Below are 14,273 nucleotides of genomic sequence, written 5' to 3'. Positions count from 1 at the left end.
TTTTTTCATGATATAATTTGAAATTAGACTGTGTGGAAAAAACAGAGGTGAGTGATGTGTTTGACCGGTTGGAAGCTGTCGAACAACGGTATGAGAAGCTGAATGAACTTTTAATGGATCCGGAAGTCATCAACGATCCGAAAAAACTGCGTGATTATTCGAAAGAGCAGGCTGATTTGGCGGAAACGGTGCAAACGTACCGTGAATACAAATCGGTTCGCGACCAACTCGCGGAAGCGAAGGCGATGCTTGAGGAAAAGCTCGATCCGGAGCTGCGGGAGATGGTGAAAGAGGAAATTGACGAGCTGGAAGAACGGGAAGAGGCGCTCGTTGAAAAGCTGAAAGTGCTGCTTTTGCCGAAAGACCCGAACGATGAGAAAAACGTCATTATGGAAATCCGCGCGGCCGCCGGCGGTGAAGAGGCAGCGCTGTTTGCCGGCGACTTGTACCGGATGTATACGCGCTATGCGGAATCGCAAGGGTGGAAGACGGAAGTGATCGAAGCGAGCCCGACCGGCCTCGGCGGCTATAAAGAAATCATTTTTATGGTCAACGGAAAAGGCGCATATTCGAAGCTCAAGTTTGAAAACGGCGCGCATCGCGTCCAGCGCGTCCCGGAAACGGAGTCAGGCGGACGCATCCATACGTCGACGGCGACGGTCGCCTGCCTGCCGGAGATGGAAGAAATCGAAGTCGAAATCAATGAAAAAGACATTCGCGTCGACACGTTCGCCTCAAGCGGACCGGGTGGGCAAAGCGTCAACACGACAATGTCGGCCGTGCGCCTCACCCATATTCCGACCGGCATTGTTGTCACGTGCCAAGACGAAAAATCGCAAATCAAAAACAAAGAAAAAGCGATGAAAGTATTGCGTGCCCGCATTTATGACAAGTACCAGCAAGAAGCGCGCGCCGAATATGACCAAACGCGCAAGCAGGCAGTCGGCACCGGCGACCGTTCCGAGCGCATCCGGACGTACAACTTCCCGCAAAACCGCGTCACGGACCACCGCATCGGATTGACGATCCAAAAGCTCGATCAAGTGCTCGATGGCCACCTCGACGAAATTATCGAGGCGCTCATTTTGGACGATCAGGCGAAAAAATTGGAGCAAGCGAACGATGCGTCGTAACGTCCACGAAGTCCTCGCCTGGGCTTCTTCTTTTTTGCGCGCCCATGGAAAAGAAGAACGGGCGGCGGAGTGGCTGCTGTGCCATCATTTGGCCGTCGATCGGGCCGGGCTGTTCGCCCGTTGGCGGGAGCCGGTTGAGGAAGCGTTGTACGAACGGTTTGCGGCCGATGTGCGTCGCCATGCGATGGAGCATGTGCCGATTCAATATTTGATTGGCTATGAATGGTTTTATGGCCGGCCGTTTCTCGTCAACCGCCACGTGTTGATCCCACGTCCGGAAACGGAAGAGCTTGTGCTCGGGGTGCTCGAGCGCCTTCCCCGCCTGTTTGCCGGCCGCCGACGGATCGATGTCGTTGATGTCGGCACCGGCAGCGGGGCGATCGCCATCACGCTGGCGCTTGAAAACGAGCGGCTGTCCGTGACCGCCACCGACATTTCCAAAGAAGCGCTCGCTGTCGCCAAGGAAAACGCCGAACGGCTTGGCGCGCGCGTCGCATTTCGATGCGGCGATTTGCTGCAGCCGTTTATACAAGGCGGACAGACGGTTGATGTTGTCGTGTCCAACCCGCCGTACATCCCGGAGATGGATGCGGCGGTCCTTTCGCCTGTCGTAAAAGAGCATGAGCCGCATACGGCGCTGTTTGGCGGCCGCGATGGGCTTGACTTTTACCGCCGCTTTGCCCGCGAGCTCCCGCTTGTGCTCGGTGTCCCTTCGCTCGCGGCATTTGAAATCGGCGCCGGGCAGGGAAAAGCGGTGGCGGCGCTCTTGGCTGCAGCGTTTCCAGATGCTGAGATTGAGGTCGCCGTTGATTTGAACGGCAAAGAGCGGATGGTATATATGACAAGAAAAAAATTAGATTGATAGGTTTAAAATGAAGCGGCGCCGTCCACAATGGAAGATGAAAGGACGGTGCCGATCATGGTGATCAAGGGACATTCGCTCGCGATTTGTTTATATATCACTCTATTAATCACAGGTGTGCTCGTTCACTTGTACGGCCAGCAGACGAACGCCGGGGCAAACGCCGTTGTCGCCATTCCCGATGAGGCGATTCGCCTGCGCATCTTGGCGAACAGTGACGCCGACAAAGACCAACAGCTAAAGCGAAAAGTGCGCGATGCGGTCAATGCGCAAATCAACGGCTGGGTGGCGGAGCTTACGTCGGTGGACGAAGCGAAGCGCGTCATCCGCTCGCACTTGCCGGAGATCGAGCAAACAGTCGCCCGCGTGCTTCGCCAAGAGCAAAGCAGCCAGTCGTACCATGTGCAGTTTGGCTCAGTTCAGTTTCCGACGAAAGTGTACGGCAATTATGTGTATCCAGCCGGCACGTATGATGCCCTTCTCATTACGCTCGGGGAAGGAAAAGGGGCAAACTGGTGGTGCGTCTTGTTTCCGCCGCTTTGTTTTCTCGATTTTTCCAACAGCGATGCCGTCATGATGGCGGCGAACCGATCGCCTGCCGGAACGAATGAACCGGTGTCGGCTGAGAGCGTCCGGTCAATGGAAGCCGGGTCGACGCAAAACAGCGAGGCCGCCGAAGCGGAAGCTGAGGCGATGCGAAGCGGCGAGCAGGCCATCGAGCAGGACGAACCGAAAGAGGAGAGGGATGCGATGGCGGAAACCGAAGATCGCGCCGTTCCGTCCATCCATGCGGATGGCGAGAAGGACAAAGGGGACACGGATGATCAAGAATCGTCCTTCGTCGTCATGGCCGAGCCGGAACAGCCGGTGGAAGTCAAATTTTTCTTCAAAGAATGGCTCAGCCATCTCATTCCATAAGCATCTATCCACAAAGTTATCCACAAAAACAACAAGTTTATTCACAATTTGTGAATAACTGTGGGAAGAAATCGGGCGGCGATCTGACGCTTGTAAAAAAATCCGCCATTTTCAAGATGAATCACGGCGATGGAGAAGGTGAAACGATTGAAAACACGTGTTTGGATTGTGGATAATATTGTTGATAAACAGCAAGTTTATCCACAAATACGAGAGGCGGCCGAATGGCTGCAGGCGGGGGAAGTAGTCGCGTTTCCGACCGAAACGGTGTACGGTTTAGGAGCGGATGCCGCCAATACGGCGGCAGTGGAGAAAATTTTTGAAGCCAAAGGGCGGCCAAGCGACAACCCGCTCATCGTCCACGTCGCCAGCCGTGCGCAAGCGGAGGCGGTAGCGGCCTCGATCCCGCCGATGGCGAAAACGTTAATGGAGCGGTTTTGGCCGGGGCCGCTCACCCTCGTTTTGCCGAAACGAGCGGGGGCCGTGTCCGAGCGAGTGACGGCCGGGCTGCCGACCGTTGCGGTCCGCATGCCGGACCATCCGCTCGCCCTCGCCTTGATTGAAGCGAGCGGTCTGGCGCTTGCCGCTCCAAGCGCGAACCGCTCCGGCAGGCCGAGCCCGACGACAGCCGCGCACGTGCTCGCGGACTTAAACGGGCGAATCGCCGGGGTGATTGACGGCGGTCCGACGGGCATTGGCGTGGAATCGACCGTGCTCGACTGCAGCGGGGACGTGCCGGTGATTTTGCGTCCGGGCGGGGTGACAAAAGAAATGTTAAGCGAAGTGATTGGTCATGTCGCCGAGGCGGCCGGCGGCGGGGACGAACAGGCAGCGCCGAAAGCGCCCGGCATGAAATATACGCATTATGCCCCGAAAGCGCCGCTTTGGATTGTCGCCGGCCCACCGGCGTTTTTGCAGCAGCTCGTGGACGAAAGCCGGGCGGAAGGGAAAACGGTCGGCGTGTTGACGACCGAGGAAAACAAGGACCGGTATGCGGCCGATGTCGTGCTGGCGTGCGGAACGCGCCGCGAGCTGCCGACCGTCGCCCATCGCCTGTATGACACGCTGCGTCGGTTTGATGAAACGAACGTCGACCTCATTTATAGCGAGGCATTTCCGGAAGAAGGCCTCGGCGCGGCGATTATGAACCGGCTGCGCAAAGCGGCCGGGGGGCGCGTGATCAGCGGCTAGATGATGGATGACGCGGCCGGCAGGCGAGAAAAAGCGGCGCCGCCGGGCTGAACCGGCAACAAAACGGAGACGGTTTGGGGGCGGTCTATCTTTCATCCGCGCGGCTTGCAACAAAATGGAGACGGTTTTCAAGGGCGGTTGCAACGGCCTTTGGAAATCGTCGTTTTTTTGTCCATCGCTGCTTTGCCGGGCTGCGGCCGTTCCGTGGGCGTGCAGGGCGGGACAACGCCGCCATTCGCCTTTGGGTTGGCAGGAAGCGGCTGGGCCACGCGCCGCTTCTAAAGAGCTCCGGACGCGCATATGCTAGCAGTAAGGCCAGTCCGGGAGGGAAGAGAAATGGGCGCGTTAATCGGCGAGATCATCGCCCTGTCGCTGATGGCGCTGGCGTTAGGGATGGATGCTTTTTCGGTCGCCCTAGGGATGGGGCTGCTGCGCCTTCGGCTCCGGCAAATTTTTTATATCGGGGTGACGATCGGGTTATTTCATATTGTAATGCCGCTAATCGGCATGTTGGTCGGCCGTTTGTTGTCGCGCGAGTTTGGAAGCATCGCGACATATGCGGGCGGGGTGCTGTTGCTATGGCTGGGCGCGCAGATGATTATGGCTTCGTTCCAGCGGGAGGACGGGTCGCAACTATTTCCGCACGGCGCCGGGCTGCTTTTTTTTGCGTTCAGCGTCAGCCTCGACAGCTTTTCCGTCGGGCTGAGCCTCGGCATTTTCGGAGCGCGGACGATGGTGACGATTTTGCTGTTTGGCCTGTTCAGCACGGTGCTGACATGGCTTGGGCTCTTTGTCGGCCGTCATTTTCAGCAATGGCTCGGCTCGTACAGCGAAGCGCTCGGCGGCAGCATTTTGCTGGCGTTCGGGCTCAAGTTGCTTTTTCTATAAACGGCGGCAGGCGGTTTTCCTTCAGCGAAAAAAGGCGGACTGCCTGCTTTTTTGCGCCTCTTCGCCAAAAGTTGCGCTTGCTTTTTTCTGAACAATACCCTATTTACGCTTGTAACTCACATTTCGCACCCTAACAAGGTAGAAACAAAGGATTTTTTATTTAGTTTTTCAGAATAACTTTTTGACCAACACAACAAGCGATGGCAATCCTTTTTTTACCATCGCTAGTCGTTCCGTATAACCTTTACAAGTAAATGCTCTCATCCATCCCTAATCCTTGCAGAATCCTTCGCTGATCAGGGGTGAGCGGTTTCCCCAGCCTGCGTTGGATTTGCCCATCCGGCAGTTCCAACAGGACGACTCTGACATACCAAAACAATTGAAAAATCGCTTGTCCGGTTGGCCGGGTCAATTTCCGGCCTCCTGCGCCCTTTAACGGGCGTTCAGGTGTGATGAACTGACGCACTCGGCGCTGGAAGACGCGATAAATGGCCAAGGCCAGCAGAAACAAATAGCCCAACACCGCCACTCGTTCCGGTTTTTTGACGTAAATTTCGTCCGTAAAGAACGGATCTTTTAGGAAGGAGAAGTTCATTTCCACCGAGATCTGCCCTTTATACAGCTTCAAGATCTCTTGGGCATCCATGGGTTGGCCCTTCCATTCCTTTGGAACAGTCGTGACGAGGACAAACCGGGACGCTTTCCGTCTCGCCTGCTCCCACGCGTCTTGGTTGAATTCCACGCTCAGCCGAAGGGTGTACAGCGTCTCCATTTCCGGTTCCGCCCCTTTTTTCGGCCGTCCACGCCGTTTTTTCGGACGCACGATCTCTTCGACCGCGGCCTCCACTCGATGGAACCGGGGACGAAGGGATGCCTTTAGGGACGCCAAGGCTTGTTCGGCGTCTTCCCGGCAAGAGAAAGGATGACGCTCCCAACGGGCTTGTTCCTCGCGAAGAAGCTCCGCTTCTTTGACCCGCTCTTTTTCGAGTGTTTTTCCTTTTCGCTGGTCGAGCGCACTCGATTCGACGACGATCAGCCGTACGGGCTGGCCTTCATATGTTGAGGCCGTTTCCCATACCCGGTACGTGGCGCCGTTTTTCTCGGCCAGCGCAAAGGGGGCGCTCCACGCCGAATCGGGTTGGGCATCCGCCTCCGAAAGCGCCGTTTTGACAATCCGGAGCGACGACGGCCCTCTCGTGATTAAAAAGGCGTTGGCGGCTTTCGTTTGCGCCAGCGTGTCCTTCGTCATCGCAGCGGAATCTGCCACGTAAATCCATTCGTCTTCGATCTTCGCTTGCTTCAGCTGTTCATGGACTCGCGACAACACCTCGGGATTCCACGTTTTGTCCGGCACGTTGCCGTCGTGCACATCGCCGTAAAACGGAATGCCGTCCTCGTTGCCGATCAAGCCGAAGCCGATCTGTTTTTGCCAGCGATGATGGCGGTTATAGCCATAGGTGATGTGCAACCCATCCGACGAATCGGATTCATACGCACCGTAAACCGTCTTGTCCGTCGTATCCGCGTGAAAGACACGGAGAGGGAGGCCTTCTTTCTTGTAGATTTGCACCAGGCAAGACGACAGGACTTGATGGATATTGGCCTCATACAGCCGGTCCAAATGGCGAGCAATGGCATCGTCGTTGAACCAAGACGGATCCAATCCTGGCCGGATCAGCTTGGGCAAGTCGATGTCATGCGCCCACCGTTCCAAATGAACGAGGGCTTGCCGGCCGCTCAAGATATCCAAGAGAAGCAGCCCGACCACATCACTGGCTCGGGTTTGGCATTGAGGATCCACCGGAACCAGCCGGTCAATCAGCTGAGGGAGGCCAAGATCTTTGAAAATGGTACTTATTATATTCAAATAGGAACTTTCATAAATCGCCCGAATTCGAACGTCCATGATGGAAAAACTCCTTTGCATTCCTTGTGTGTCAAGGACCTATTCGACACCGGGATGAAAAAATCCTCCCGATTTTGGTCGAGAGGGTGCGAAATGTGAGTTGTAAGGAAAAATCAGCACTTTTTGCCGATCCTTGCGCAGAAAACCGCATTGCTTGTCAAGTACGTGTTGCGTTGAAGAGCTTTTTTTGCTCTTTTCCCTATGGTATATTGATGGTAAGTCATTGATGTGAAGAGGTGGTTGTATGCCATATCGCATTTTGTTCGTTTGCACGGGCAATACATGCCGGAGCCCGATGGCCGCTGCGCTGCTGGAGAATAAGCAGCTGCCAGGCGTCGAGGTGAAATCGGCCGGCGTGTTTGCGGCGGAAGGGAGCGAGGCGTCGGTTCACGCCAAGATGGTGTTGAAGGAAAAAGGAATCGAAGCGGCCCACCGCTCCTCGCAGCTGAAAAAAGAGCATATCGACTGGGCGACGCACGTGCTGGCGATGACATCCGGCCATAAAGACATGATCGTCGAGCGTTTCCCAGAAGCGAAGGACAAAACGTTTACGTTGAAGCAGTTCGTCTCGGGAACAGACGGCGACATCGCCGATCCGTTCGGCGGGCCGATTGAAGTGTACCGGGCGGCGCGCGATGAGCTGGAGACGCTCATTGACCGCTTGGCGGAAAAGTTGCAAACAGAACAACGAGGTTGAGAAGTGAGGGGGAACACAAATGGGGGGGACAAGTCATCGGTTCGGTTTGCGCCTGAAGCTCATCGTTTTTACGACAGCGTTGGCGCTGATCACGTATTCAACGAGCGCCTTTTTCTTGTACGTTTTGTATGATCAGTGGTTCGCCTCATGGAACAAAAGCGTGTTCACGATGATCGTGCTGCTCCTTGGCATCTTTTGGTCCGGAGTGCTTGCCTATTTGGCCGCTGGCTGGATTACAAGGCCGCTGCAACGGCTCGAGGAAGCGGCGGCAAAGGCGACAGAAGGACATATCGATGAGGATGTTCCGCTGCCCTCTTCCCATGATGAAATCCGCTCGCTGGCTGTCGCGTTCAACCGGATGCTCGGCCATTTGCGCGCCGTCGTCGCCAATGTGGAAGAGAGCGCAGCGCGCACGACGGAAAAGACAGCAGAAATGAGGCAGGCGTCCGAAACAGCGTCAAGCCGTGCACGCGATATTGCGGCGACGATTGACGACATTTCCAAAGGGGCGGCGTCTTCGGCCGAGGCGATCCAAGAAGCGGCTGCGGCGGCCGAGGATGTGCTTGCCATCGCCGTGCAAGTCAAAGAAACAGCCGAGCGAGCGGAACAGTCGGTATATGGGATGGCCGAAACGCTGAAGGCAAGCCGCGATATCACCGATTCGCTCATTAGCGGCATCGATCAGCTAGCTGACGATCAAGAACGGTCGCGGGCGGCTGTCAAGCAGCTCGAAGCACACGCCAATCAAATCGGCAACATTACGTTGCTTGTCGCGGACATCGCCGAACAGACGAACTTGCTTGCGCTCAATGCTTCCATTGAGGCAGCCCGCGCCGGCGAGCACGGCCGGGGGTTTGCCGTCGTCGCCGAGGAAGTGCGCAAGCTGGCGGATGAGAGCGCCAAGGCGGTCAAGAAAATCGCAGAACTGGTCGGCAACATTCAAAATGAAGTCGCCCGTGTGGTGGCGCAAATGGACAAGCAGGTGGCCGCCGCCAACGCTGAGGCGGCGAAAGGGGAGCGCACGAATGAGGCCATTGCGGCCATGGCGGCCTCAGCTGATGAAGTGATCCGCGCCGTCCATGACATCGCTGAGCTGGCGAAGCGTCAAATGGGGCATATGGAGCGGGCCGCGGCGCAAACGCAAGAAGTGGCGGCGATTGCTGAGCAGACGTCCGCCGGCGCGCTCGAAGTGGCGGCGGCGACCGAGGAGCAGGCTGCATCGATCAACGATGTGCATAAGCTGGCTGGCGAGTTGGTGGAACAGGCCGAACAATTGCAGGCGGCTGTCGCCCGGTTTCGCACCCGTTGATGCACAGGCAAATATGATTTATCGAAAGGAGGAAGGGCGATTCCTCCCTGGCTTTCGCTATCACGGCGAAGCCTAGGGTTCCTCGCCCGAACGTGATGAAAGTTGCGATTGCTTCTGACCATGGTGGAGTTCGCATTCGTGAGGAAATTAAAGCACTGTTGGATGAAATGGGAATCGAGTACACCGATTTCGGCTGCGATTGTGAAACATCGGTCGATTATCCGGATTACGCGCTCCCTGTCGCGGAAAAAGTGGCGCGCGGCGAATTTGACCGCGGCATTTTGATTTGCGGCACCGGCATCGGCATGACGATCGCCGCCAATAAGGTAAAAGGAGTGCGCTGCGCTCTTTGCCATGACGTCTACAGCGCCAAACTGACGCGCATGCATAACGACAGCAACATCCTCGCGATGGGCGAGCGCGTCATCGGGCCGGGATTGGCACGCGAAATTGCCAAAGCGTGGCTCGAAACGGAATTTGAAGGCGGCCGCCACGCGCGGCGGATCGGCAAAATCGCCGAGTATGAAAACGGACGCTAAGAAACGGTCGAGGCTTGGCTGTTTGGGCGGAATGAGCGGGCGTTTGCAGCGCGCCCGAAGAGAAGGAGGGGGAACATGGACGCACGATTGACCGAATGGCAGCAGCAATGGCAAACGATTTTGCGCGAATTTCGCCGGCAGGCGCCGCTTGGCCGCGGCCAGATCGTGGTGGTCGGCTGCAGCACGAGCGAAGTGCTCGGTGAACGAATCGGCACCGCCGGGTCGACGGATGTGGCAGCCATGTTGTTTGCTGAACTTGATGCATGGCGGCGCGAAACGGGGATCGAGCTCGCCTTTCAATGTTGCGAACATTTGAATCGGGCGCTCGTCGTCGAACGGGAAACGGCGCGTGTCCATGGCCTCGAGATCGTGTCCGTCATCCCAGTGCCGCAAGCGGGCGGAGCGATGGCCGCGTATGCCTACCGGCAGCTGGAAGATCCCGTTGTTGTCGAAGCGGTCCGCGCCGATGCCGGCATCGATATCGGGCATACGTTGATCGGCATGCATCTAAAACCGGTCGCCGTCCCAGTGCGTGTTTCGGTGAAACATGTCGGCCATGCGTACGTCACGCTGGCGAAGACGCGGCCAAAGCTGATCGGTGGCGCCCGCGCCGTCTATACGTTAGAAAACCCGAACAATTTCTGTTCTTTCTAACAATTTCATTCATTTTTCCTTTGAACTTGCCTAGCTGAAGCTGATAAAATAAAAACGAATATTCACTGATTTCGCATAAGGGGGAGCTATTGATGAACTACTTGCCACAACAAGATCCGCAAGTGTTTGCGGCCATTGAGCAAGAGCGGAAACGGCAGCATGCCAAGATTGAGCTCATCGCCTCGGAAAACTTTGTCAGCCGCGCGGTGATGGAAGCGCAAGGATCGGTGCTGACGAACAAATACGCGGAAGGCTATCCGGGCCGCCGCTATTATGGCGGCTGCGAGTACGTCGACATCGTCGAAGAGTTGGCGCGCGAGCGGGCGAAGCAATTGTTCGGGGCGGAGCATGCGAACGTCCAGCCGCATTCGGGGGCGCAGGCGAACATGGCCGTCTATTTCACCGTCCTGAAACCCGGCGACACGGTGCTTGGCATGAATTTGTCGCACGGCGGCCATTTGACGCACGGCAGTCCAGTCAACTTCAGCGGTGTGCAATACAACTTTGTCGCATACGGCGTCGACCCGGAAACCCATGTCATCGATTATGACGACGTGCGCGAGAAAGCGCGCCTTCATCGGCCGAAGCTGATCGTCGCCGGCGCGAGCGCCTATCCGCGCATTATCGATTTCGCCAAATTCCGGGAAATCGCCGATGAAGTCGGCGCCTATTTAATGGTCGACATGGCCCATATTGCCGGTCTTGTTGCGGCAGGTCTCCATCCGAACCCGGTGCCGTACGCCCATTTCGTCACGACGACGACGCATAAAACGTTGCGCGGCCCGCGCGGCGGGATGATTTTATGCCAAGAACAGTTTGCGAAACAAATCGATAAATCGATCTTCCCTGGCATTCAAGGTGGGCCACTGATGCATGTCATTGCCGCCAAGGCGGTGGCGTTCGGCGAAGCGTTGCAGGACGACTTTAAAGCGTACGCGAAGCGCGTTGTCGATAACGCCAAACGGCTTGCCTCCGCCCTGCAAAACGAAGGGTTCACCCTCGTATCCGGCGGCACGGACAACCATTTATTGCTTGTCGATTTGCGCCCGCAGCAGCTGACCGGAAAAACGGCGGAAAAAGTGTTGGATGAAGTTGGCATTACAGTGAATAAAAACACCATTCCGTACGATCCGGAAAGCCCGTTTGTCACGAGCGGCATCCGCATCGGCACGGCTGCGGTGACGACGCGCGGCTTTGGCCTCGAAGAAATGGACGAAATCGCCGCCATTATTGGTCTTGTGCTGAAAAACACGGACAATGAACAGGCGCTTGAAGAAGCGCGCCGACGCGTCGCGGCTTTAACGGAAAAATTCCCGCTCTACCAAGACTAAAAATGGGGCAAATGAAAGCATACCGCCGCATCAGCCTGGCGGTATGCCTTTTTCATTCGTTCGCCAGTTGAACAGGCGCTCGTTTTCCAGTAGAATGTATAGAAGTGTACCGCATACATACGGAAGAGGAGATGACTTATGGGAAAAGTGTATGTGTTTGACCATCCGCTCATCCAGCATAAATTGACGTATATTCGCGACAAGCACACCGGCACGAAAGAGTTTCGCGAGCTGGTTGATGAAGTGGCGACGTTGATGGCGTTTGAAATTACGCGCGATCTGCCGCTTGAGGAAGTCGAGATCGAAACCCCCGTCAGCAAAGCGAAAGCGAAAGTGATTGCCGGCAAAAAGCTCGGCGTCATCCCGATTTTGCGCGCCGGCATCGGCATGGTCGACGGCATCTTGAAGCTCATCCCGGCGGCGAAAGTCGGCCATATCGGCTTGTATCGCGATCCGGAAACGTTAAAGCCGGTCGAATACTACGTCAAACTGCCGAGCGATGTCGAGGAGCGCGACTTCATCATCGTCGACCCGATGCTCGCGACCGGCGGCTCGGCGGTGGCGGCGATCGAAGCGCTGAAAAAGCGAGGGGCAAAAAGCATTAAGTTCATGTGCCTCATCGCCGCGCCGGAAGGGGTTAAAGCGGTGGAAACCGCGCACCCGGATGTGGACATTTACATCGCTGCCCTTGATGAGCGGCTGAACGACCACGGCTATATCGTCCCCGGCCTTGGCGACGCCGGCGACCGGTTGTTTGGCACGAAATAACCCGAAGCAGGCCGTTGCCTGTACGGTCGAAAGAGGGGGCCGCGTCCAAACGGGGCCCCTCTTTCGACATCGAAACAGGGACGCGTCCAGAGTGAGTCGGTTGCTGTAGGCAGGGAAGTGTCCAAAAACAAAAATATATCATTATACACCATTTTTGTGAAAAGAAAATGAGAAATTGTCACAAATTATTAATATTTGCTCTGTGTGAATGATGTTTTATGTGGGAACACATTGACATTGACCAAGCGGTATTGTATGCTTACAAGGGGTAGATTGAGAAGGTTTTCACTGTCGGAAATGATCTCTGGTCTAAACGGGCGAGGTATGGTAACCATTATGAAAAAAAATAACCGTCATCCTTTTCGGGCCATCGGCTTGATGTCAGCGATCACATCACAGCTAGTCGGCTGTACATTAGTTGGTTTATTTGGCGGCAGATGGGTTGACCGACAATTGGACAGTGAACCGCTTTTCCTTGTTATTGGTTTGTTGCTCGGCTTAGCAGCGGGAGTGTTCGCCACGCTGAAAACAATTCGGCGTTTTTTTGGGGAATAAGAAGCAATGATTGATAGGATCATAAAACGAATACAAAAGCAATCGTCGGTGCTAATGGTGGGTTATGCGGTAGGATGGATATTGACCAGTTATGAAGCGTGGTTTTTTAGTTTGCTCATTGGAACAGCAACAGGGCTGTACAGCATTCGCTTGCTGGCCCGGCGTGTCATAAAAGCAGGAGAAGCGATGGCCGAGGGACGGCGCCCTCCTTCGCTTGGGACCATGATTCGATTTGCGCTGGCTGCCGCCGTTGCGCTGTTTGTGTCCCGGTATCCCCAACATTTGTCCGTTATGCCGGTCGTCATCGGCTTGGCCACCCCATATATCCTATTGGTAGCAAATCATTTTTTACATAATGACTAATCAGCTGTGTAGAAAGCGAGGTGAGTATTGGTGGATCATAAGGCGCCGCTTTACGAACTGTTTGGCCTTACATTTAACTTGGCCAACGTATTAATGGTGACCATCACCTGTGTCATCGTGCTGGTTATCGCCATTGCGGCGACGCGCAACCTTTCCATGAAACCAACAGGCTTGCAAAACTTTTTGGAGTGGGTTGTCGATTTTGTGAAAGGAATTATCAAAAGCAACATGGACTGGGAGACAGGGGGACGCTTCCATTTACTTGGCTTAACGTTGATCATGTATGTATTTGTCGCTAATATGTTAGGTCTTCCATTTTCTGTCGTTGTCCATGATGAACTATGGTGGAAATCACCGACGGCTGACCCGGCCATTACATTGGCGCTGGCCATGATGGTTGTAGCCCTTTCCCACTATTATGGCATTAAGTTGCGCGGCGTTTCCGAGTATTTAAAAGGTTTTACGAGCCCAATGTGGTTTATGTTTCCTCTTAAAATCATTGAAGAGTTTGCCAACACATTGACGCTCGGTCTTCGTCTTTATGGAAACATTTTTGCCGGCGAAATTTTGCTTGCATTGCTTGTCGGCGGCTTGGCTACAGGTGTTGGCGGAACGATCGCCGCGATCATTCCGACGATGGTATGGCAGGCGTTCAGTATTTTCGTCGGGGCTATTCAAGCGTTTATTTTTACAATGTTGACAATGGTTTATATGGCGCATAAAGTCAGCCATGACCATTAATGATAATATTTTTTTTAAATATCAACTTTTGATCAATAAGGAGGATTTCACAGATGGGTGTATTAGCTGCAGCAATCGCTATTGGTCTTGCCGCGCTCGGCGCGGGTATCGGCAACGGTTTAATCGTTTCTCGTACAGTTGAAGGAATTGCACGCCAGCCGGAAGCTCGCGGCATGTTGCAAACGACAATGTTTATCGGGGTTGCGCTTGTTGAGGCGATTCCGATCATCGCGGTGGTTATCGCGTTTATGGTGCAAGGACAATAACGGATGAGGAGCGCTTGTTAACGGAATGTTAACAAGCGCCTTCCACAACATGGAAGATTAAAAAATAAATGGCGAAGATTAGTTGGAAACCTTCGCCATTGCTTTATGTATATGTATCAGTTTTTGTATATTCACCTAATGCATAGTTGCGC

General features: G+C 54.9%; 16 protein-coding genes. 15 read left to right on the top strand and 1 reads right to left on the bottom strand.

Annotated elements, in window-relative coordinates:
* Positions 1-56: 56 nt before the first annotated feature.
* From prfA to ACR1UW_RS01200, 5 genes are all read left to right on the top strand, one after another.
* The gene (gene prfA, locus ACR1UW_RS01220; protein WP_033008402.1) at positions 57-1,133 is read left to right on the top strand and encodes a peptide chain release factor 1; all 1,077 of its coding nucleotides are present in this window, start codon (positions 57-59) and stop codon (positions 1,131-1,133) included.
* Complete coding sequence (gene prmC / locus ACR1UW_RS01215; protein ID WP_033017325.1) at positions 1,123-1,995, top strand: peptide chain release factor N(5)-glutamine methyltransferase; 873 nt, start codon at positions 1,123-1,125, stop codon at positions 1,993-1,995. The genes prfA and prmC overlap by 11 nt, the downstream gene beginning before the upstream one ends.
* A gap of 30 nt (positions 1,996-2,025) precedes the next feature.
* The gene (gene spoIIR, locus ACR1UW_RS01210) at positions 2,026-2,913 is read left to right on the top strand and encodes a stage II sporulation protein R (protein ID WP_289643404.1); all 888 of its coding nucleotides are present in this window, start codon (positions 2,026-2,028) and stop codon (positions 2,911-2,913) included.
* A 129-nt stretch (positions 2,914-3,042) separates the two neighbouring features.
* On the top strand, positions 3,043-4,104 hold the full coding sequence (locus ACR1UW_RS01205; protein WP_498934344.1) for an L-threonylcarbamoyladenylate synthase: 1,062 nt from the start codon (positions 3,043-3,045) through the stop codon (positions 4,102-4,104).
* A gap of 336 nt (positions 4,105-4,440) precedes the next feature.
* Positions 4,441-4,992, top strand: coding sequence for a manganese efflux pump MntP (locus tag ACR1UW_RS01200; protein WP_047819134.1), 552 nt, complete (start codon positions 4,441-4,443; stop codon positions 4,990-4,992).
* Positions 4,993-5,236: 244 nt separating this feature from the next.
* Here the strand turns inward: ACR1UW_RS01200 and ACR1UW_RS01195 are convergent, their stop codons facing one another.
* Positions 5,237-6,898 carry an IS1634 family transposase gene (locus tag ACR1UW_RS01195; protein ID WP_011232459.1) on the bottom strand — a complete coding sequence of 554 codons (1,662 nt, stop codon included), beginning with the start codon at positions 6,896-6,898 and terminating at the stop codon, positions 5,237-5,239.
* Between the two features lie 244 nt (positions 6,899-7,142).
* Between ACR1UW_RS01195 and ACR1UW_RS01190 the strand changes: the two genes are divergently transcribed.
* From ACR1UW_RS01190 to atpE, 10 genes are all read left to right on the top strand, one after another.
* Positions 7,143-7,595, top strand: a complete 453-nt coding sequence (locus ACR1UW_RS01190; RefSeq protein WP_033008394.1) for a low molecular weight protein arginine phosphatase — start codon at positions 7,143-7,145, stop codon at positions 7,593-7,595.
* 19 nt (positions 7,596-7,614) lie between these two features.
* Positions 7,615-8,904 carry a methyl-accepting chemotaxis protein gene (locus tag ACR1UW_RS01185; protein WP_100659057.1) on the top strand — a complete coding sequence of 430 codons (1,290 nt, stop codon included), beginning with the start codon at positions 7,615-7,617 and terminating at the stop codon, positions 8,902-8,904.
* Positions 8,905-8,999: 95 nt separating this feature from the next.
* A complete protein-coding gene (gene rpiB / locus ACR1UW_RS01180; protein WP_033008391.1) occupies positions 9,000-9,443 on the top strand; it encodes a ribose 5-phosphate isomerase B in 444 nt (147 codons plus the stop codon).
* A gap of 75 nt (positions 9,444-9,518) precedes the next feature.
* A complete protein-coding gene (locus ACR1UW_RS01175; RefSeq protein ID WP_033008389.1) occupies positions 9,519-10,097 on the top strand; it encodes a TIGR01440 family protein in 579 nt (192 codons plus the stop codon).
* A 92-nt stretch (positions 10,098-10,189) separates the two neighbouring features.
* On the top strand, positions 10,190-11,428 hold the full coding sequence (gene glyA / locus ACR1UW_RS01170; protein ID WP_033008387.1) for a serine hydroxymethyltransferase: 1,239 nt from the start codon (positions 10,190-10,192) through the stop codon (positions 11,426-11,428).
* Positions 11,429-11,566: 138 nt separating this feature from the next.
* Complete coding sequence (gene upp, locus ACR1UW_RS01165; protein WP_033008386.1) at positions 11,567-12,196, top strand: uracil phosphoribosyltransferase; 630 nt, start codon at positions 11,567-11,569, stop codon at positions 12,194-12,196.
* A gap of 336 nt (positions 12,197-12,532) precedes the next feature.
* On the top strand, positions 12,533-12,751 hold the full coding sequence (locus ACR1UW_RS01160) for an AtpZ/AtpI family protein (RefSeq protein WP_033008425.1): 219 nt from the start codon (positions 12,533-12,535) through the stop codon (positions 12,749-12,751).
* Between the two features lie 6 nt (positions 12,752-12,757).
* The gene (locus ACR1UW_RS01155) at positions 12,758-13,114 is read left to right on the top strand and encodes an ATP synthase subunit I (RefSeq protein WP_033008385.1); all 357 of its coding nucleotides are present in this window, start codon (positions 12,758-12,760) and stop codon (positions 13,112-13,114) included.
* 30 nt (positions 13,115-13,144) lie between these two features.
* Complete coding sequence (atpB, locus tag ACR1UW_RS01150; protein ID WP_033027747.1) at positions 13,145-13,855, top strand: F0F1 ATP synthase subunit A; 711 nt, start codon at positions 13,145-13,147, stop codon at positions 13,853-13,855.
* Positions 13,856-13,908: 53 nt separating this feature from the next.
* Complete coding sequence (atpE, locus tag ACR1UW_RS01145; RefSeq protein ID WP_033010834.1) at positions 13,909-14,121, top strand: F0F1 ATP synthase subunit C; 213 nt, start codon at positions 13,909-13,911, stop codon at positions 14,119-14,121.
* Positions 14,122-14,273: the final 152 nt, after the last annotated feature.

Source organism: Geobacillus lituanicus (assembly GCF_050994965.1).
Taxonomy (GTDB): domain Bacteria; phylum Bacillota; class Bacilli; order Bacillales; family Anoxybacillaceae; genus Geobacillus; species Geobacillus stearothermophilus.
Note: the sequence above shows the minus strand (reverse complement) of the source record. Positions and strands in the feature narration are given on the sequence as shown.